The organism is Cyanobium sp. ATX 6F1 (assembly GCF_024346315.1).
GTDB lineage: Bacteria > Cyanobacteriota > Cyanobacteriia > PCC-6307 > Cyanobiaceae > ATX-6F1.
Window position 1 is genome coordinate 270703 of the sequence record NZ_JAGQCS010000002.1, and the last position, 17667, is coordinate 288369.

General features: G+C 68.1%; 21 protein-coding genes. 8 read left to right on the top strand and 13 right to left on the bottom strand.

Annotated features, from left to right (window positions below):
* Window positions 1-38: 38 nt before the first annotated feature.
* Window positions 39-959 (bottom strand): CHAD domain-containing protein, encoded by a 921-nt coding sequence (locus KBZ13_RS04145; protein WP_255006661.1) that lies wholly within the window; start codon window positions 957-959, stop codon window positions 39-41.
* A complete protein-coding gene (locus KBZ13_RS04150) occupies window positions 956-2104 on the bottom strand; it encodes a CorA family divalent cation transporter (protein WP_255006663.1) in 1149 nt (382 codons plus the stop codon). Before KBZ13_RS04150 ends, KBZ13_RS04145 begins: the two co-directional genes overlap by 4 nt.
* Before the next feature lie 127 nt (window positions 2105-2231).
* On the opposite strand from KBZ13_RS04150, the gene KBZ13_RS04155 reads away from it, so the two are divergent.
* Complete coding sequence (locus KBZ13_RS04155) at window positions 2232-2516, top strand: hypothetical protein (protein WP_315859597.1); 285 nt, start codon at window positions 2232-2234, stop codon at window positions 2514-2516.
* Window positions 2517-2633: 117 nt separating this feature from the next.
* On the opposite strand, the gene KBZ13_RS04160 is transcribed toward KBZ13_RS04155, so the two are convergent.
* Both KBZ13_RS04160 and KBZ13_RS04165 read right to left on the bottom strand, forming a co-directional pair.
* The gene (locus KBZ13_RS04160; protein ID WP_255006665.1) at window positions 2634-3080 is read right to left on the bottom strand and encodes a thiol-disulfide oxidoreductase DCC family protein; all 447 of its coding nucleotides are present in this window, start codon (window positions 3078-3080) and stop codon (window positions 2634-2636) included.
* Between the two features lie 36 nt (window positions 3081-3116).
* Window positions 3117-3464, bottom strand: coding sequence for an ArsR/SmtB family transcription factor (locus tag KBZ13_RS04165; RefSeq protein WP_255006680.1), 348 nt, complete (start codon window positions 3462-3464; stop codon window positions 3117-3119).
* Between the two features lie 141 nt (window positions 3465-3605).
* Here KBZ13_RS04165 and KBZ13_RS04170 point away from each other — a divergent pair, with 141 nt between their 5' ends.
* The 3 genes from KBZ13_RS04170 to KBZ13_RS04180 are packed head-to-tail and all read left to right on the top strand — an operon-like array spanning window position 3606 to window position 5365.
* Complete coding sequence (locus KBZ13_RS04170) at window positions 3606-4130, top strand: rhodanese-like domain-containing protein (protein WP_255006683.1); 525 nt, start codon at window positions 3606-3608, stop codon at window positions 4128-4130.
* Window positions 4131-4138: 8 nt separating this feature from the next.
* Window positions 4139-4966, top strand: coding sequence for a sulfite exporter TauE/SafE family protein (locus KBZ13_RS04175; protein ID WP_255006685.1), 828 nt, complete (start codon window positions 4139-4141; stop codon window positions 4964-4966).
* Between the two features lie 9 nt (window positions 4967-4975).
* Complete coding sequence (locus tag KBZ13_RS04180) at window positions 4976-5365, top strand: DUF302 domain-containing protein (RefSeq protein WP_255006686.1); 390 nt, start codon at window positions 4976-4978, stop codon at window positions 5363-5365.
* A 32-nt stretch (window positions 5366-5397) separates the two neighbouring features.
* Here the strand turns inward: KBZ13_RS04180 and KBZ13_RS04185 are convergent, their stop codons facing one another.
* Genes KBZ13_RS04185 through cysT form a run of 3 tightly spaced genes read right to left on the bottom strand, consistent with a single transcriptional unit; the run spans window position 5398 to window position 7397 of the window.
* Complete coding sequence (locus tag KBZ13_RS04185; RefSeq protein WP_255006688.1) at window positions 5398-5610, bottom strand: hypothetical protein; 213 nt, start codon at window positions 5608-5610, stop codon at window positions 5398-5400.
* A complete protein-coding gene (cysW, locus tag KBZ13_RS04190) occupies window positions 5610-6509 on the bottom strand; it encodes a sulfate ABC transporter permease subunit CysW (protein ID WP_255006690.1) in 900 nt (299 codons plus the stop codon). Before cysW ends, KBZ13_RS04185 begins: the two co-directional genes overlap by 1 nt.
* Before the next feature lie 27 nt (window positions 6510-6536).
* On the bottom strand, window positions 6537-7397 hold the full coding sequence (gene cysT, locus KBZ13_RS04195) for a sulfate ABC transporter permease subunit CysT (protein WP_255006692.1): 861 nt from the start codon (window positions 7395-7397) through the stop codon (window positions 6537-6539).
* A gap of 140 nt (window positions 7398-7537) precedes the next feature.
* Between cysT and KBZ13_RS04200 the strand changes: the two genes are divergently transcribed.
* Window positions 7538-8563: a sulfate/molybdate ABC transporter ATP-binding protein gene (locus tag KBZ13_RS04200; RefSeq protein ID WP_255006694.1), complete on the top strand. Its 1026-nt coding sequence runs from the start codon at window positions 7538-7540 to the stop codon at window positions 8561-8563.
* Between the two features lie 10 nt (window positions 8564-8573).
* On the opposite strand, the gene KBZ13_RS04205 is transcribed toward KBZ13_RS04200, so the two are convergent.
* Window positions 8574-9005, bottom strand: coding sequence for an Rrf2 family transcriptional regulator (locus KBZ13_RS04205; RefSeq protein WP_255006696.1), 432 nt, complete (start codon window positions 9003-9005; stop codon window positions 8574-8576).
* A gap of 147 nt (window positions 9006-9152) precedes the next feature.
* On the opposite strand from KBZ13_RS04205, the gene KBZ13_RS04210 reads away from it, so the two are divergent.
* A complete protein-coding gene (locus tag KBZ13_RS04210) occupies window positions 9153-10208 on the top strand; it encodes a sulfate ABC transporter substrate-binding protein (protein ID WP_255006698.1) in 1056 nt (351 codons plus the stop codon).
* 118 nt (window positions 10209-10326) lie between these two features.
* On the top strand, window positions 10327-11109 hold the full coding sequence (locus KBZ13_RS04215; RefSeq protein WP_255006700.1) for a class II glutamine amidotransferase: 783 nt from the start codon (window positions 10327-10329) through the stop codon (window positions 11107-11109).
* Here KBZ13_RS04215 and epsC read toward each other — a convergent pair.
* Complete coding sequence (gene epsC, locus KBZ13_RS04220) at window positions 11106-12092, bottom strand: serine O-acetyltransferase EpsC (protein WP_255006702.1); 987 nt, start codon at window positions 12090-12092, stop codon at window positions 11106-11108. The two genes, KBZ13_RS04215 and epsC, sit on opposite strands and share 4 nt — an antisense overlap.
* A 156-nt stretch (window positions 12093-12248) precedes the next feature.
* Here epsC and chrA point away from each other — a divergent pair, with 156 nt between their 5' ends.
* Complete coding sequence (gene chrA / locus KBZ13_RS04225) at window positions 12249-13592, top strand: chromate efflux transporter (protein ID WP_255006703.1); 1344 nt, start codon at window positions 12249-12251, stop codon at window positions 13590-13592.
* Here the strand turns inward: chrA and KBZ13_RS04230 are convergent.
* From KBZ13_RS04230 to KBZ13_RS04245, 4 genes are read right to left on the bottom strand one after another with little or no spacing between them, the layout of a single operon-like run.
* On the bottom strand, window positions 13589-14338 hold the full coding sequence (locus KBZ13_RS04230) for an amino acid ABC transporter ATP-binding protein (protein WP_315859598.1): 750 nt from the start codon (window positions 14336-14338) through the stop codon (window positions 13589-13591). The two genes, chrA and KBZ13_RS04230, sit on opposite strands and share 4 nt — an antisense overlap.
* A gap of 3 nt (window positions 14339-14341) precedes the next feature.
* The gene (locus KBZ13_RS04235) at window positions 14342-15535 is read right to left on the bottom strand and encodes an amino acid ABC transporter permease (RefSeq protein WP_255006705.1); all 1194 of its coding nucleotides are present in this window, start codon (window positions 15533-15535) and stop codon (window positions 14342-14344) included.
* A complete protein-coding gene (locus KBZ13_RS04240; RefSeq protein ID WP_255006718.1) occupies window positions 15535-16539 on the bottom strand; it encodes an ABC transporter permease subunit in 1005 nt (334 codons plus the stop codon). Before KBZ13_RS04240 ends, KBZ13_RS04235 begins: the two co-directional genes overlap by 1 nt.
* Entirely contained in the window at window positions 16536-17603 is a 1068-nt protein-coding gene (locus tag KBZ13_RS04245; RefSeq protein WP_255006720.1) for an amino acid ABC transporter substrate-binding protein, read from the bottom strand. The genes KBZ13_RS04240 and KBZ13_RS04245 overlap by 4 nt, the downstream gene beginning before the upstream one ends.
* Window positions 17604-17667: the final 64 nt, after the last annotated feature.

Consider the following 17667-nt stretch of genomic DNA (forward strand, 5'->3'; position numbering starts at 1 on the left):
ATCTAGCCGCTGGACCCCCCGGCATCGTTATGGGCTGGTTAACCCGCGCTCAAGATTTGATTGAGCTTTCGCCGCTCCTTGGGATCGAGGGCCTCCTGGGCCAGGAGCCTCCAGCGGCCCCAGTTGAGCCCCTCGCGCCGCTCCAGCTCAACGGCCAGGCTCGGCAGCACCTCGGCCAGGGGCCTTTCAAGTTGCTCACCCAGGGCTGCTCGCAACACCTGCAGATCCTGGAGATCCCCCAGGCAGCCCTGAACGGCCTTGAAGCGCTCGATCCAACCGCTGGGGCGCCCCCCGAGCAGCGGTGCCAGGTTCTCCAGGCCGTAGCGGGCCCCCTTGACCCGTTTGCGCAGATCGTGGAGCACCGTGGCGTCCCGGTGGGGATCGGCGGCCCACCAGCCCGGATGGGTCATCAAGCCGCTGAGGCAGGGCGCCGGCCATTCCCCCAGCCAGTCGATGGCGGGCTCCTGCCCCAGGGGGGTGAAGCGCGGTTGGCGCAACCAGCCCTGGAGGGCCCCGAGCATCGCCAGGTAGCGGCCGCGCTTGAGCTGGTGCTCAAGATCGAGGAAGGCCAGCCGGCGGTCGCGGCGCAGGCGCTTGAGGATCGGCTTGAAGCGTTCCCGCTCCGGCGCGCTCAGCAACGGTTGCAGGTCGTGATCGAGGCGATCGCGGAGCACATCGAGATCCCGCGCCACCCCCAGCCGGCGGGCCACCCGGGCGATCCGCTCCTCACTGACGGCCTCGGGCAGCACCAGGGCCCGCTCGAACTGCACCAGGACCGTGCGCAGCCGGCGCATGGTCACGCGCAATTGATGCAGGGGTTCAGGGTCCTCATCGGCGAGCACCTCGGCGTGGAGGGCGACGATGCGCTTGAGGGCTACGGCGAGGCGATCGGCGGCATAGGCACCGGCGCTCAGGTGGCGATCGATCGCCGCCGGCTCAGGAGCTGCTGGGGCACTCATCGCCGCCGCCCCGCCTGGGGGGAGCGCCGAGTGGAGCGGCTCGCCGTCCAGTTCTCGAACCAGCCGCGGCGCCAGAGCACATAGGCCTGCAGGCCGGCCACGAAGGCCATCGCCAGCAAGCTGACGTAGTAGCCGTATTTCCAGTTGAGATCAGGCATGTTCTGGAAGTTCATGCCGTAGATGCCCGCAATCAAGGTGAGTGGCGCGAAGATGCTGGTGATGATCGCCAGGGTCTTCATCACCTGGTTCATGCGATTGCCGGTGCTGGCCATGTAGGCATCGGTCACCGCATCGCAGTGGTAGCGCATCAATTCACAGCTGCCGAACAGCATCTCCACGTGCTGACTCATGTCGGTGAAGCCCTGCAGCGCCTGCTCCCCCAGCACCCGGTGGTTCTGGCGCAGCATCGACTGGATCTCGGTGCGCAGCGGCCAGATCTGCCGCCGGATCACCCGCAGGTTGGCGCGCACCTCATAGGCGCGGTTGATCACCGCGGGGGTGGGCTCCCGCAGGGCCCGCTCCTCGAGATCGTCGAGGCGCAGGGCGAACTGCTCAAGCAAGGGAGCGATCCCATCGAGCAGTTCATCGATCACGTAATGGAGCACGTCGTCGAGATCGGCCGCGCCGGACGACCCATGGCCCACCAGCCAGTCGCTGAGAGCAGGAAAGGGCTCCCCACTGGGCACCTCCTCCACCGACACCAGCAGGTGATCGAGCAGCAGCAGCCCCAGCTGCTCGCTCACCACCGTGAGGCTGCCTGGCGCGAAGGACATGCGGTGCAACACCACCACCAGGCCATCGCCAAAGGAATCCACCCGGGTGCGCTGGGGCTGCTCCAGCAGCGGGCTGTGAAAGGCCATCGGCACATCAAGCACCCGCAGGGCCTCGGTGATCCGCCCGATCTCCGCGAGACCCTGAATCCGCAGCCACAGGGGCCGCCCCAGGGCCGCCAGGGGCTCAAGATCAGCAACGCTGCGCAGCCTGTGGCTCTGGACCCCCCACTCGCCGAACACGATCACCGACAACTCGGTGGGGGCCGGGCCGTCGTAGCGGGCGAGGGCGGCGGGCAGGTCACCGGGGCGGGCCTCCAGGCGCCGGGTCTCCCGGGCGCCGGGGGTCAGGCGGATGCCATGCGACTCCAACATCGTCGCCGAATCCAGTGGACGTCTGAGGCTAGTTCGATCGACCGGTGTGATCCACCGCACATGAACCCACCGCTTGAACGCTGAGATTGGATGATTCCACTAGCGTCAGCGCGACGCGGTTGAACCTGTGACGGCCTCCGACGACGACGCCTTGGACATGGATCTGCTCGCCAACGGCGGAACCCAATCACCCCTGGAAGGCCACAGCGGTTACCGCGGTGACGACTGGAGCCCGGAACGACTGGCCTTTCACCAGAACCTCGAGCAGTTCGCCGAAAGGGTGGGGCTGATCGTGGGCCTTCAGGGCAACGGCAAGGTGAGCCAGGAGCAGGCCTACGCCGAAATCAAGGCGATCTGGAACTCCCTCAAGGAGAGCAAGAACGCCCTGCTGCAGTCGGACGCGAAGCGCTGAAACCGAACCGAAGCGCTGAATGAACTCCGGCAGCGCCAGCGGCGCGCTTATCGGGGGCGGCCAGGAAAGCGGGTGGCTCGGCGTTCTGGGCAGGGCGTGCGCCTACCGTCTGGCCGATCACACCCGGGAAACCTGCTCGCTCTCCGGCAGGGCCCCTGCTCCGCAGCGCCCCGCTCGCCGATCACAGAGGCCCTGCAGGTCGCCCCGGCCGGTGAGCCGCAGCCGCCAGCGGGCCCAGAGGGCATAGAGCGCATCCACCAGCGGAGCGATCAGCGGCCAGGCGGTGGGGGCGTAGATCCAGCCCAGCCCCACCAGCCGGTAGGCCTCCCGGAAGACGGCTACATCCTTGATCACGCGGCCATCGGCGGCGAGCCCACGCATGCTCCCCATCGCCTCGCCGTAGCTGATGCCGCCATGGGCCGAGGGGTCGTAGTCGGCTGCGTCGATGTCGACGAAGCGAATCAGCCCCCGGCCCCGATCGCGGCCCCGCAGGGTGTCCACCTCCCGGCGGCAGAGGGGACAGGCCCCGTCGAAGAGAAGGATGAGCGCAGGTTGGTCAGCCATGGCCTGGATCCTGGCGCAACGCGAGGCGTCAGCGCGTCAGCTCGCCTGGAGCAGCCGCAGCTGCTGCTCCAGCTTTTGCTTGAGATGCCCCTGGACCAGGTTGCAGAGCTCATGCACCAGCGGGTCGGCGACTTCATAGGTGAGGCGTGTGCCCTCGCGCACGGAACGCACTAGGCCGGCGCGCTGCAACTGACCTAGTTGACGGCTGATGTGGGACTGACTGAAACCCGTGGCCTCGATCAGCGCCGCCACATCCATGGGCCCTTGGTGCTTGAGCTGGCAGAGCAGCTGCAGCCGGGCCGGCTCGCTCAGCAGCCGGAAGAACTGACTGAGCTCCTCAAGGAGCTGGGGGCTCGGTGGGGCGCCCGCGGCGGAACGGCGCATTGGAAGGTTTTATGACGTTAGAAGCATTATGCATTCCCCATGCGATCGGTGACGACTTGCGTTAATAGCCTTTATGCGGTTAACGTCATAACAGTTGCCCAGGGTCGCCCTCTCGCGCTGATGTCCCATTCACCGCCTGCCATGACCACCACCCCCACCCGCCTCTCCGCCCACGACCTGGCTGATCAGCTCGCCGCAGGCGAGGTAACGGTGGTTGATGTGCGCGAACCGATGGAGTACGCCTCCGGCCACATCAGCGGCAGCCTCAACATCCCGCTCGCGCGCCTCCCCCAGGCCGATCTGCCCCACGGCCCCCTGGTGCTGGTCTGCCAGAGCGGCAACCGCAGCGCCAAAGGCCTGAGCCAGCTTCTCCGCCAGGGTCATCCCCACCCGGTGGCTGACCTGCTCGGTGGCGTGCCCGCCTGGCAGCAGGCCGGGTTCTCCGTGCGCAAGCTCAAAGGCGCCCCCCTGCCCCTGATGCGCCAGGTGCAGATCGCCGCTGGCTCCCTGGTGCTGCTCGGGGTGATCCTCAGCCAGGCCGTCGCCCCGGGCTGGATCTGGCTGAGTGGCTTCGTGGGGGCGGGCCTGGTGTTCGCCGGCGTCAGCGGCTTCTGCGGGATGGCCCGGCTGCTGGCCGCCATGCCCTGGAACAGGGTGTCCATGTGATCAGCCCGGTGCTGCTGCTCCTGGCCGCCGGCGGGGCCCTGATCGGTTTCCTGCTCGCCGTGCTCGGCGCCGGCGGCTCGATCCTGCTGATGCCGCTGCTGATCAGTGGTGCGGCCCTGCCGACTCGGGAGGCGGTGCCCCTGTCCTTGCTGGTGGTCACGTTGATGGCCCTGGGCAATGTGGGGCCCTATCTGCGCCGCCGCCAGGTGGCCCCGAAACCGGCCCTGATCCTCGGCCTGCCGGCCCTGGCGGGCAGCTGGATCGGCGGCAGCTTCGTCAAGGCCGGCCTGGTGAGTGAGCCGGTGCAGCTGGGGGTGTTCGCCGCCGCGGCGCTGCTGGCCGCCTGGTTGCTCACCCGGCGCCGGGCCGCCGCTGGGGCGGCGGAGCCGAGCCCGGCGGGTTCTGCGCTGGTTCTGGCCAGCCAGGGCGTGTTGATCGGTCTGCTCACGGGCATCGCCGGGGTGGGCGGTGGTTTTGCGATCGTGCCCGCCCTGGTGCTGCTGGCCGGCCTGCCGATGCAGATCGCCAGCGGCACCAGCCTGCTGCTGATCGCCCTCAACAGCGTGGTGGCCATGGCCGCCCTGGGGCACTGGCCCGCCGCCAGCCTGCCCCTGCTGCAGCCCCTGCTGCTGGGCGGCTTCGCCGGGGCGGTGATCGGCCAACGGCTGGCACCGCACCTCCCCGACCGTCAGCTGCGGCGCGGCTTTGCCGCCCTGCTGCTGGGCTCGGCCCTGCTCACCGGCGGCGAAGCCTGGCAACGGCAACACAGGGTCGCCAGCCTGCGGCCCATGCCGACCGCCACAGCCTCCTTCCGCGTTCCACACCCTCTGCGTTGATCTCCCCCCATGAATCCCTTTTTCCAGAGCGACACAGACAAATCCTTCGAGGCGGCCTGCGCGGCCCTGGAGGCGGCCATCCCCGCCCACGGCTTCGGGCTGCTCGCGGTGCACGACCTGGGGGAAACGCTGCGCTCCAAGGGTCTCGACTTCCCGGAGCAGTGCCGGGTGTTCGAGGTCTGCAACCCCCAGCAGGCCGCCAAGGTGCTGCGGGCCGACATCAATCTGGCCACGGCTCTCCCCTGCCGGATCAGCGTGAGCCGCCAGGACGGCCGGACCCGGATCGCCATGGTCCGCCCCGCCGTGATGCTCAGCGCCCTCTCCAGTGATCCCGAGCTGGCCGAGGTGGCGCGGCAGGTGGAAGCCACCACGATCGCGATCATCGAAGCGGCGGCCTGAGCCGCCCCGCTGCACGCCCCAGGCGCGGCCCGTCAGGCGCGGCCCAGGAAGCCGCTGAGCAGGCACCCCAGGCCGATCACCAGAAACAGCCAGGGGGAGAAGCCCACGGCGGGGCCCAGGACCACGCCGGCCACGATCACCAGCCAGGGGCAGCAGCGGGGCCAGGGGGCCCAGAGCCCTGAACCCCCTGAGAGGGATTCCGAGCGCTGCCCGCCGGGGTTGACGACCAGGAACAAACGTCGCATCACTCAGCGCGCACCGCCTTCTTGTCCTGCTCCAGCAGGTGCTCCAGGAGCAGCTTGAGCAGCAGCGACACGATCGCCACACCACCGAGGATCAGGGCCGCACCGTAGGCCAGTTCGGTGTGATATTGCTTGTAGGCGTCCTCCACGAACAACGGCAACGTCTGGGTCTTGCCGGCGATGTTGCCGCTCACCACCGCGACGGCGCCGAACTCCCCGAGGCAGCGGGCCGTGGTGAGGATCAACCCATAGAGGGCCGCCCAGCGCACCGAAGGCAGGGTGACCTTCCAGAACACCTGCCAATCCGTGGCGCCGAGGGTGCGGGCGGCTTCCTCCTGATCCCAGCCCTCCTCCTCGAGGGTGGGGATCACCTCCCGGGCCATGAACGGAAAACTGACGATGATCGTCGCCATGACGATGCCGGGCCAGGAGAACAGGATCTTGAAGCCACTCGATTCCACCAGCCCCCCGAACAGGCCATGGGTGGGGCTGTAGAGCAGCACCAGCATCAGGCCCACCACCACCGGTGAGATCGAAAACGGCAGATCGATGATCGTGAGCAGCAGCGCCTTGCCGCGAAAATTCCGGCGGGCGATCGCGGTGGCGGCCGCCAGCCCGAAAAGGGCGTTGGCGGGCACGGCGATCGCCGCCACGATCACGGTGAGCCGCAGGGCACTGAGCAGGTCGGGATCACTCAGGTTGGCCAGGAAGGCGCCCACCCCCTTGGAGAGGGCTCCCACCACCACGTTCAACGCCGGCATCAAAATCACCACCCCCACATAGAGGCAGGCGATCAGCGGGATCAACAGGCCCGCCCATGGGGGGCCCTTGGCCCCGGGGCGCCTGGGGGCGGGAGCGGGGACGCTCTGGGGCTGGAGGCGGAGATCCGTGGAAACAATCATGACGGTTGGAGGCAAGGGGACGGAGGCTCAGCCGGCCGAGTTCAGCTCACCGGAATAGCGCTGCCCCCAGATCTGGATGAAGTTGATCACCAGCAAGCTCAGAAGTGAGAACATCAGCATCACCGTGCCGATCACGGTGGCCGAAGCAATGTCGTATTCCTCCAGTTTCTGCACGATCAAGGTGGGCGTGATCAGGTCCTTGAAGGGCACGTTGCTGGAAATCATCACCACCGAGCCGTATTCCCCCACCGCCCGGCTGTAGCCCTGGGCCACGCCGGCAAGGATGGCCGGGAACAGCTGGGGCAACACGACTCGAACGATCGTCTGGAGCGGGGAGGCCCCCAGGCTCCAGGCGGCCTCCTCCTGCTCCTTCTCCAGCGCCCGCAGCACCGGCTCAACCGTGCGCACCACGAAGGGCAGCGAGATGAACAGCATCGCCACCCCGACACCCACCCAGGTGAACGACACCTTGAGGCCGAACAGCTGCATCAGGGGTGCCCCCAGCCAACCGTTGGTGCTGTAGACCGCCGTCAGCGCCAGGCCGGCCACGGCCGTGGGCAGTGCGAAGGGCAGATCGATCAGGGCATCCAGCAGCCGTTTGCCGGGAAAACTGGTGCGCACCAGGGCCCAGGCGATGACCAGGCCGAACACCCCATTGATCAGGCTGCAGGCCAGGGCCAGACCGAAGCTGATCTTGTAGGTGGCCACGGCCTCAGGCGCGGTGGCCGCCTCCCAGAAGTCGGCGGGGCCGATCCCGGAGGCCTTGAGCAGCAGTCCGCCGATCGGCAGAAACAGCACCAGCCCCAGATACAGCCAGGTGATCCGCCAGGGCCAGCTGGGCAGCTTGATGGCCGGCAGCAACCGGCGCTTGATCGAGGCGAGTGCCATCCCTTCTGGCCTGACGGGTGATGGGCCGGACCGTACCATCGCCCAGGCCAGGATTCAACGGTTCACCGGTGGGGAACAGGCTAAAATCCCGCGTCCCCTGCCATCGGCATGGGCGAAACCAGTTGCTTGGCCTCTGACCCATGGGCATCCGCGTCGCCGACGTCACCAAGTGCTTCGGCGATTTCATGGCCGTTCACGATGTGAGCCTCGATGTGGAGACCGGCTCGCTCGTGGCGTTGCTGGGTCCTTCAGGCTCGGGCAAGAGCACCCTGCTGCGGCTGATCGCGGGCCTGGAAACCCCCGACGTCGGGCGCATCTGGATCACCGGCGAAGAAGCCACCGAACGCTCGGTTCAGGACCGCAACATCGGCTTCGTCTTTCAGCACTTCGCCCTGTTCAAGCACCGCAGCGTGCGCCAGAACGTGGCCTTCGGTCTGGAGCTGCGGGGCTGGAAGCGCGAAGCGATCCGCCGCCGGGTGGATGAACTGCTGGAGCTGGTGCAGCTCCAGGGCTACGGCGGCCGCTACCCCTCCCAGCTCTCCGGCGGCCAGCGGCAGCGCGTCGCCCTGGCCCGGGCCCTGGCCGTGCAGCCGAGGGTGCTGCTGCTCGATGAACCGTTCAGCGCCCTCGATTACAAGGTGCGCAAGGAGCTGCGCGCCTGGCTGCGCAGCCTCCACGACGAGATGCACGTGACCACGGTGATCGTCACCCACGACCAGGAGGAAGCGATGGAGGTGGCCGATCGCATCGTGGTGATGAACCAGGGCCGGATCGAGCAGATCGGCACCCCAGCCGAGATCTACGACCACCCCGAGACCCCCTTCGTGATGAGCTTCGTGGGGGAGGTGAACATCCTGCCCAGGGGCCTGCTCTCCGATCAGGGGGTGCCGCCTTCCACCGATGCGCCGCCGGGTTCCCCCCTGTTCGTCCGGCCCCACGACGTGGAGGTGTTCACCCAGGCGGTCGCCGGCGCGATCCCGGCGCGGCTGCGGCGGCTCAGCCACATGGGCCGGGATCTGCAGGCGGAGCTCGTGCTGGTCGATGGCCAGACGGTCCTGGCCCAGATCCCGCGCGATCAGCTGGATCCCAGGGCCCTGACCGTGGGCGACACCCTGCACATCCGCAGCCGTCAGGCCCGGACCTTCGAGCCTGATTACTCGATCTGAGCGGGGCACTTCAGATGAAATACATCGCCTGGGCCTGCAGCAGCCCGTCACGCTGGTCCAGAAGTTGCTGCAGGTTGGCGCCCTCCAACAGGGCCAGGCGCGCCTGCTCCAGCCGGGCCGCCAGGCTGTCCAGCACCTCGAACTCGGGGGTCTGGCGGCCGGTGGCCTCGCGGGGAGGGTTCTCTCCCTCCAGGCAATGAACAACCTCCGACACCCGAACCTCAGCCGGCGGACGCATGAGTTGGTAGCCCCCCTTGGGGCCACGGATGCTGCGCAGGATGCCGCCCCGGCGCAGGCTGGTGAGCATCTGCTCCAGGTAGCGGTCCGGGATGTTCTGGCGGGCGGCGATCTCGGCCACCTGCAGCACCCCGCCGCTGGCGTGGATGCTGGCCAGCTCGATCAGTGCCACCAGCCCGTACTCGGTCTTCGCACTGAACGCCAAGGCGACCTCAAAGAGCTACGCACCAGCCGGATCATGCCAGCAACCGCAGCCCGGGATCGATGCCATCCAGGCTCCGAACGATGGTGCCCGGACCACAGGGCGGGTCCACCCAGGCCCTAGATTGTCTTTGTACCCAATCGGACTACCGTGGTTCAATCGTTTTCCGTCCTCGGGCGGCGCGCTGCCCTTGGCCTGGGCGTGGCCGTGATCGCCGGCCTGCCCCTGGCCGCCAGCTCCTCCTTCTCCCTATTCGGCGCGCCCGCCCAGGCTCAGCAAAAGAAAGAACTCCTGCTGGTCAGCTACGCCGTCACCAAGTCGGCCTACGACAGGATCATTCCCCTGTTCCAGGCCGACTACAGGAAACAAACCGGTCAGATCGTGAGCGTCAAAACCAGCTATGGCAGCTCCGGCTCCCAGACCCGGGCCGTGATCGATGGCCTGGAGGCCGATGTGGTGGGGCTGGCCCTGGCTGGCGACATCCTCAAGATTGAGGAAGCCGGCCTGATCAAGCCAGGCTGGGAGAAGGAGAACCCCAATAACTCGATCATCACCAACTCGCTGGTGGTCTTCTTCACCCGTGCGGGCAACCCCAAGAAGATCACCTCCTGGAAAGACCTCGACAACAAGAACGTCGACGTGGTGACCGCCAATCCCAAAACCTCCGGCGGCGCCCGCTGGAACTTCCTGGGTCTCTGGGGCTCAATCACCCAGACCGGCGGATCCGAAACCCAGGCCCGCAACTTCGTGACCACGGTCTACAAGAACGTGGAGGTGCTGCCCAAGGATGCCCGGGAAGCCACCGACATCTTCGTGAAGCGCAAGCAGGGCGATGTGCTGCTGAACTACGAAAACGAGGCGATCCTCGCCAAAAAGACCGGCGAATGGACCGTTCCCTACAAGATCCCCAGCCCCAACATCCTGATCGAGGGTCCGATCGCCGTGGTCGACAAGAACGTCGACAAGAAGGGCACGCGCAAGGTCGCTGAGGCCTTCACCAGGTTCCTCTACACCCCGGCGGCCCAGAAAGTCTTCTCCGAAAACGGCTTCCGCCCGGTGACGGCGCAAGGCAAAGCGGCCGCCAAGGGCAGGTTCCAGTCGGTGCCGACCTACACCGCAAGCGAGTTCGGTGGCTGGAGGGCGATCAACGCCAAGATCTTCGGCAAACGAGGCCTCTGGGATTCGATCTTCGCCAGGAGCCGCTGATCAGCTCGCCGCCAGCCACTCCGGGCCCTGCCGCACGGGTTGAAGGCCGCACGGGTGGAGGGTCACGCAGAATGAAGGCCTGCTCCCGCTTGATCGAGTCGGCGTCAGACCCTCACCCATGTGTGAACTGCTGGCCCTGAGCGCCAACACCCCCACCGACATGACCTTCTCCTTCCGGGGTCTGGCCCGGCGCGGTGGTGCCACGGGCGACCACGGCGATGGCTGGGGTCTGGCCAGCTTCGATCCCAGTGGAGGCGGGGTGAGCATCTACCGGGAAAAGGAAGCGGCGGCCTTCTGTCCCCTCGCCGCCCAGGTGGCGGACCTCAACCTCAAGGCCCATTGCTCGATCGCCCACATCCGCAAGGCCACCAAGGGCGAGGTCGCCCTGGAGAACTGCCACCCCTTCCACCGCCGCTGGGGCGGCCAGGATTGGGTGTTCGCCCACAACGGCGACATCCATGAATCGCTTCCCCCCGGCAGCACCTACCTCCCCCTGGGCAGCACCGACAGTGAGGCGGCCTTCTGCTGGATTCTCGAAACCCTCAGCGCCGCCGGCCTCAGCCCCAACAATGAACAGGGCCTGTTCGAGCAGCTGGTGCGTTGCTCCGATGAGTTGGCGGCCATGGGCATCTTCAACTGCCTGATCAGCAACGGCGCCTGGCTGTTCGCCTACGCCAGCACCAAGCTGCACACGCTCACCCGCCGGGCCCCCTTCACCACCGCCACCCTGGCCGATGACGACCTCACGCTGGATTTTTCCCAGCTGACCACCCCCGACGACGTGGTCACGATCGTGAGCACCGCGCCGCTCACCACCAACGAGCACTGGCGCGCCCTGGAGCCCGGTGAGGCGCTGCTGCTGAACGCCGGCGAGGTGATCCGCCAGCACCGGGGCCGTTAGATCCCCGCCCCGCCATCGAAGGTGTCCTGGCTGGCCTTGGCCTGGCTCACGAAGCTGCCCGGGGGCACGCTCTTGGTGACCCAGACGTTGCCGCCGATGGTGGAGCCGGCGCCAATGGTGATGCGCCCGAGCACCGTGGCACCGGCGTAGATCACCACGTCGTCTTCGACGATCGGATGGCGGGGCTGACCCTTGATCAGGGCGCCGCTTTCGTCGCGGGGGAAGCTGCGCGCCCCCAGGGTGACCGCCTGGTAGAGCCTCACGCGCTCGCCGATGATGCAGGTCTCGCCGATCACCACGCCGGTGCCGTGGTCGATGAAGAACTCACCGCCGATCGAGGCCCCGGGATGGATGTCGACGCCGGTTTCGGAGTGGCCCAGCTCCGAGATGATCCGCGCGATCAGGGGCAGGCCGAGCCGGTAGAGCTCATGGGCGATGCGATGGGTGGTGATCGCCCGGATACCCGGATAGCAGAACAGCACCTCGTCGAGGTTCTTGGCGGCGGGATCCCCCAGGTGAGCCGCCAGGAGATCCCCCTCCAGCAGGCGCCGGATCACGGGCAACTGGGCGGCGAAGCGCCCCGTCAACTCGTTCGCCTGGCGCTGCAGGGCGCCCAGATCAAGGTGAAGCGCGCTGCCGCTGAGCCACAACTCCCGCTTCACCTGCTCGGCCAGCTGCTGCAGGGTGTGATCGAGGGTGTGGCCGATGAAGCTGCTCAGGTCCGCCCCGGAGCGGTCAGAAGCACCGAAATGGTGGGGGAAGAGCACCGAGCGCAACCCCGTGAACACCCGTTGGAGCAGCTCCGGTGAGGGCAGAGGGAAGGGCTGGTGACGGGCCCAGTCGAGACCGGAGTTGTTGGTGGGATGGGCCAGAGCCTCGACGATGTCGCTCAGATCCCAGGCGGCCTGGCCGCCATCGACCCCGACGCGGGAACGATCGGCCTTGACGATCCGCATCGGGATGGGGGGCTCGGGGGGAACCATGGCGATCGAAGCGAACCCCGCATCGGAACGTCCAGGGCTGAATTGATCCTGCCACGCCCCCAGGGGGGAAGAACCGGCCCAGCCATCACAGACGTAGCCAGGGCCACACGGGCGGCCACGGGCGCTGCGGTTAGCTGAGCCCAAAGCATCCCTCCCTTGAGTCGCAGCGTTTCCTTTGGCGAGGCCTCGCGTTTCTGGCTGCAGCTGGGTCTGATCAGCTTCGGCGGTCCCGCCGGCCAGGTGGCGCTGATGCACAGCGAACTGGTGGACCGCCGGCGCTGGCTCTCGGAGCGCCGCTTTCTGCATGCGCTCAACTACGCGATGGTGCTCCCCGGGCCGGAGGCCCAGCAGCTGGCCACCTACATCGGCTGGCTCAACCACGGGGTGGCCGGAGGCCTGGTGGCGGGCAGCCTGTTCATCCTGCCCTCGCTGCTGCTGCTGATCGCCCTCTCCACGGTCTACGTGGTCTGGGGTCAGCTGCCGGCGCTGGCGGCGGTGTTCTGGGCGCTCAAGCCCACGGTCACGGCGATCGTGCTGCAGGCGGCCTGGCGGGTGGGCCAGCGCACCCTCCACAACGCCGTGCTCGGGGCGATCGCCGTGGCGGCCTTCATCGCCCTCACGCTGCTGAAGCTGCCGTTTCCGGCCCTGATCGCCGGCGCCGCCCTGATCGGCTGGATCGGTGGCCGGCTCCGCCCCGAGCTGTTCCGGGGTGGGGGGCGCCATGGCGCCGCCAGCGGCGGGGCGGTCCAGGAATCGAACCTGGAGATTCTCCATGGCGATGACTCGCCCACACCGGAGCACGCCCGTTTCAGCCAGCGGCGGTTGGCGCTCACCCTGCTGGCGGCGGCTCTGGCCCTGGGTCTGCCCCTGGCCTGGCTCACGGCGATCCAGGGCTGGAATGGAGGCCTGGTGACCATGGCGCGCTTCTTCACCCAGGTGGCCCTGGTCAGCTTCGGCGGCGCCTATGCGGTGCTCCCCTACGTGAGCGAGGCGGCGGTCAACCAGTTCCACTGGCTCTCCGCCAGCCAGATGATCGACGGCCTGGCCCTGGGGGAGACCACCCCCGGGCCGCTGATCATGGTGGTCAGCTTCGTGGGCTTCATGGGCGGCTGGAACACCCCGCTGTTCGGTGAAACCCAGGTGTGGAGCTCGGCAGTCGCGGCGGCGCTCACCGTCACCTGGTTCACCTTCCTGCCCTCGTTCGTGTTCATCCTCGCGGGCGGGCCGCTGGTGGAGGCCAGCCGCGAGGACCTGCGCCTCGGTGGTGTGCTCACGGCGATCACCGCCGCCGTGGTGGGGGTGATCGTCAACCTGGCGGTGTTTTTCGCCGGCCACGTGCTCTGGCCCGAGGGCGCAGGCGGGGCCTTTGATGCACCGGCCCTGGCGCTGATGCTGGCGGCCGGTTGGGCGTTGCTGGCCTGGCGCTGGTCGGTGCTGAAGGTGATCGGGGTGGCCGCCCTGGTCGGCCTGCTGAGACTGCTGCTGGAATCGCTGGGCTAGAGGATCTGGGCCAGGAACTGGCGGCTGCGCTCGTGGCTGGGGTTGGTGAAGAAGGTGGCTGGATCGGCCTCCTCCACCACCTGGCCTTCGGCCATCAACACCACCCGGTGGGCCACCTCACGGGCAAAGCCCACCTCATGGGTGACCACCACCATGGTCATGCCGTCGGCGGCCAGGTTGCGCATCACCTCCAGCACCTCGCGCACCATCTCCGGATCGAGCGAGCTGGTGGGTTCATCGAACAGCAGGATGCGCGGCTCCATGCACAGGGAACGGGCGATCGCCACCCGCTGCTGCTGGCCACCGGAGAGCTGACCGGGGTACTTATCGGCCTGCTCGCGGATGCCGACCCGCTCCAGCAGGGCGTAGGCCTGCGCCTCCACTTCCGCCTTCGGGCGCTTGCGCACCTGGATCGGCGCCAGGGTGAGGTTCTCAAGCACGCTCAGGTGCGGGAAGAGGTTGAACTGCTGGAACACCATCCCCACCTCACGGCGGATGGCGTCGATGTCGCGCAGGTCGTTGGAGAGCGCCCGGCCATCGACGGTGATGCTGCCCTGCTGGAAATCCTCCAGGGCGTTGAAGGTGCGGATGAAGGTGCTCTTGCCCGAACCCGAGGGGCCCATCACCACGACCACCTCGCCCCGGTGCACCGTGAGATCCACGCCGCGCAGGGCATGGAACCCGTTCGGGTACCACTTCTGGACCCCACGGGCCTCGATCATGCATTCGGCGGAGGGCTGGCTCATGGTTCAGGCAGGGCGGGTGGTGTCGAGGCGGCGTTCCAGGGCACGGCTGCCCAGGCCCAGGGCAGCGCAGCAGCACCAGAACAACACCGCCAAGGTGAGGTAGACCTCGGCGTTCTTGCCCAGGTAGGCCGGGTTGGCCATCACCGAGCGCGCCATGCCGAGCAGATCAAGCAGGCCGATCAGTGAGAGCAGGGTGGTGTCCTGCAGCAGGGAGATGAACTGCCCCACCATGGTGGGCAGGGCGGTGCGCAGGGCCTGGGGCAGCACCACGGCGCTGAGGGTCTGGAGCACGGAAAGCCCCAGGGATCGGGCCGCCTCCACCTGGCCCCGGGGCACCGCCGCCAGACCGGAGCGCACCGCTTCGGCCAGGTAGGCGGCACAGAACAACGTGAGCACCGCCGCGGCCCGCCAGACCCGATCGGGGGCGAGGCCCCCCGGCAGGAGAAAACCGAGGATGTTCTGGCCCAGGAACAACAGGGTGATCAGCGGCGCGCCGCGGATGAACTCGATGTAGAGCACCGAACCCCAGCGCAGCAGCGGCAGTTCGCTGCGCCGCCCCAACGCGAGCAGCACCCCCAGCGGGAAGCTCAGCAGCATCGCCAGGCTGGCCAAAAGGAGCGTCAACAGCAGACCGCCCCACTCGGAGGGGGCCACGCTGCCCAGCCCCAGGCCGCCGGCAATCAGCCAGAGGCCCACCACATAAAGCAGGGGCCAGCCCAGGGGCAGCAGACGCCGCTGGGCTGCGGGCAAGCGCTGCAGCCAGGCGGTCCCCCAACGGCCGAAGGCCCAGCGCAGGGCCAGCAGCAGGGCGGTGATCGCCCACCAGCGCAGTTGCAGGGGCAGGCTGAGCGCCAGGGCGGCGGGGGCCCAGAGGCCGAGGGCCACGAGCAGACCGGCGGCCAGCCTGTCGTTGAAGGGCCAGCGGCGGCCCCGCAGCAGCCCCCAGCCCAGGCCGGTGGCGGCCGCCAGCAGGCCCACCAGCAGCCACAGGCGCCACTGCTGCTCGATCGGGTAGCGGCCCACCGCCAGCAGGGTGCTGTTGGCCTGGATCACCAGCCATTGGGCCCGACCGAAGGCCCAGCGCCCGAAGGCCAAGGCCGCGGCCACGATCGCCACGATCAGCACCGCACTCACCGCCCCATCGAGGGGGGTGGCCATCAGTTCCCGGCGCAGGCGTTGGGGAAGGGAGCGGGTCATCAGCGTTCGCGGATCTGTACCAGGCCGTTGAGCCCGTTCATCAGCGCCGAGATCAGCAGATCGAGCACCAGGTAGGAGCCCAGCAGCAGCAGGATCACCTCCACCGCGCGACCGGTCTGGTTGAGGGTGGTTTCAGCCACCGAATAGAGGTCGGCGTAGCCCACGGCCACCGCCAGGGAGGAATTCTTGGCCAGGGAGATGTATTGGCTGTTGAGGCCCGGGATGATCACCCGCAGGGCCTGGGGCAGCACCACCCGGCGCAGGGTGGTGGCCCAGTGCAGCCCCAGGGAGGCGGCGGCCTCCCACTGCCCCTTGGGCACCGCGGCGATGCCGCCGCGCACCACCTCGGCGATGAAGGCGCCGGTATAGGCGATCAGTCCGGTGAGCAGCGCCGTGAACTCCACCGAAAGCCGCAGGGGGGCGTGCCAGACCCCATTGATCAGCTCCGGACCCTGCCAGAGCCAGCCGGCTTCGAATCCAGCGCCGTAGAGCCCCGATTTGGCCAACACCAGGCCCGGCAGCTGCAGGGCGCCGGTGCCGTTGGGCAAGGAGAGAAACACGACGAAATACCAGAACACCAGTTGCAGCAGCAACGGGATGTTGCGGATCACCTCCACGTACACGGCCGCCAGGCGCCACAGCAGACCATTGCTGCTGAAGGAGGCCATGCCCAGCAGGGTGCCCAGCAGGGTGGAGCCCACCAGGCCCAGGAGCACCGCCCGCAGGGTGTTCGCCAGGCCGGCCAGCAGCGCGCGCCAGTAGGGCAACTCGGCGTTGAAGGGCAGCACCGACTCGGAGAGATCAAAGCCGGCCGGCTGCCCCAGCCAGCGCCAGCTCAAAAGCAGGCCAGCGGCGCTGAGATTGCGCACCAGGTTGCCGAGCAGAAAGGCGATCACCACCAGGATCAGCAGACCCACCAGGGCCTGCACCAGCCAGGGAATCACGCGCCGGTCCCGCCACCAGGGGGGCCTGGGCGCCGCCGCGGGAAGAGGGGTCTGGCTCAACGGAAGGGAGGCGAGTAGATCAGGCCGCCTTCTTTCCACTGGCGGTTCAGACCGCGCTCCAGCTTGAGCTTGGAGTTCTGCCCCACGTTGCGCTCGAAGATCTCGCCGTAGTTGCCCACGGCGCTCACCGCCTTGACCACGAAATCGGGCGGCAGGCCCAGCTGCTTGCCGAAGTCTCCCTCCACCCCCAGGAAGCGGCGCAGGTCGGCCAGGTTGGGATTGGCCTTGGCCTCGGCCACCTTGGCGGCCACGTTGGCCTGGGTGATGCCCAGCTCTTCGGCCTGCATCAGGCCGTAGATGGTCCAGCGCACCGCATCGGCCCAGGCCGGATCGGCGTTCACCGTGGCCGGGGTGAGGGGCTCCTTGCTGAGCACCTCCGTGAGCAGCTCGTGGGCCTTGGGATCGGGGAAGCCGGTGCGCTTGGCCGCCAGCTGGGAGCGGTCACTGGTGACCGCCAGACAGCGTCCGCCGAGGTAGGCGGTGTAGGTCTGGTCGCCGGTCTGGAACTTCAGCGGGTTGTAGGCCACCTTGAGCTCGCGCATGCGGTCGGCGAGGTTGAGCTCGGTGGTGGTGCCGCTTTCCACGCAGATCGGCTTGCCGGCCAGATCCTTGAGGGTCTTGACACCGCTGGCCACGGGCACCATCACCCCCTGACCGTCGTAGAAGGTGGTGGGCGCGAAGCTCAGGCCATTGCCGCCGGCGGCGTCGCGGCTGAGGGTCTCGGTGGTGTTGCGCGAGAGCAGATCGATTTCACCACTGGCCAGGGCGGCGAAGCGCTCGCTGGAGTTGAGGTCGCGGTATTCGATCTTGTCGGGATCATTGACCACCGCGGCCGACACCGCCTTGCAGATGTCCACATCAAGGCCGCTGTAGCGGCCATCGGATTCCACAAAGCTGAAGCCAGGAAGCTTGCCATCCACGCCGCAGAGGAGCTTGCCGCGGCTGCGGATGGTGCTGAGCTTCTCGCTCTGAACCCCATTGCCGCCGCTGTCATTGGCGCAGCCGCCCAGCACCAGGGCCAGCAGCAGGGGGGCGGCGAGGAAGCGGCGATGCAGAGGAGCCATCAGGGCCAGGGAAACGTGCCAGCAGTGTGCCAGCGGCAGCGGACCGCTCCAGTAACCATGCCGA

What these genes read in the sequence shown, in the direction of transcription:
- KBZ13_RS04145 (WP_255006661.1), bottom strand. Translation starts at nt 959, where the DNA reads ATGAGTGCCCCAGCAGCTCCTGAGCCGGCGGCGATCGATCGCCACCTG.
- KBZ13_RS04150 (WP_255006663.1), bottom strand. Translation starts at nt 2,104, where the DNA reads ATGTTGGAGTCGCATGGCATCCGCCTGACCCCCGGCGCCCGGGAGACC.
- KBZ13_RS04160 (WP_255006665.1), bottom strand. Translation starts at nt 3,080, where the DNA reads ATGGCTGACCAACCTGCGCTCATCCTTCTCTTCGACGGGGCCTGTCCC.
- KBZ13_RS04165 (WP_255006680.1), bottom strand. Translation starts at nt 3,464, where the DNA reads ATGCGCCGTTCCGCCGCGGGCGCCCCACCGAGCCCCCAGCTCCTTGAG.
- KBZ13_RS04170 (WP_255006683.1), top strand. Translation starts at nt 3,606, where the DNA reads ATGACCACCACCCCCACCCGCCTCTCCGCCCACGACCTGGCTGATCAG.
- KBZ13_RS04180 (WP_255006686.1), top strand. Translation starts at nt 4,976, where the DNA reads ATGAATCCCTTTTTCCAGAGCGACACAGACAAATCCTTCGAGGCGGCC.
- KBZ13_RS04185 (WP_255006688.1), bottom strand. Translation starts at nt 5,610, where the DNA reads ATGCGACGTTTGTTCCTGGTCGTCAACCCCGGCGGGCAGCGCTCGGAA.
- cysW (WP_255006690.1), bottom strand. Translation starts at nt 6,509, where the DNA reads ATGATTGTTTCCACGGATCTCCGCCTCCAGCCCCAGAGCGTCCCCGCT.
- cysT (WP_255006692.1), bottom strand. Translation starts at nt 7,397, where the DNA reads ATGGCACTCGCCTCGATCAAGCGCCGGTTGCTGCCGGCCATCAAGCTG.
- KBZ13_RS04200 (WP_255006694.1), top strand. Translation starts at nt 7,538, where the DNA reads ATGGGCATCCGCGTCGCCGACGTCACCAAGTGCTTCGGCGATTTCATG.
- KBZ13_RS04215 (WP_255006700.1), top strand. Translation starts at nt 10,327, where the DNA reads ATGTGTGAACTGCTGGCCCTGAGCGCCAACACCCCCACCGACATGACC.
- epsC (WP_255006702.1), bottom strand. Translation starts at nt 12,092, where the DNA reads ATGGTTCCCCCCGAGCCCCCCATCCCGATGCGGATCGTCAAGGCCGAT.
- KBZ13_RS04230 (WP_315859598.1), bottom strand. Translation starts at nt 14,338, where the DNA reads ATGAGCCAGCCCTCCGCCGAATGCATGATCGAGGCCCGTGGGGTCCAG.
- KBZ13_RS04235 (WP_255006705.1), bottom strand. Translation starts at nt 15,535, where the DNA reads ATGACCCGCTCCCTTCCCCAACGCCTGCGCCGGGAACTGATGGCCACC.
- KBZ13_RS04245 (WP_255006720.1), bottom strand. Translation starts at nt 17,603, where the DNA reads ATGGCTCCTCTGCATCGCCGCTTCCTCGCCGCCCCCCTGCTGCTGGCC.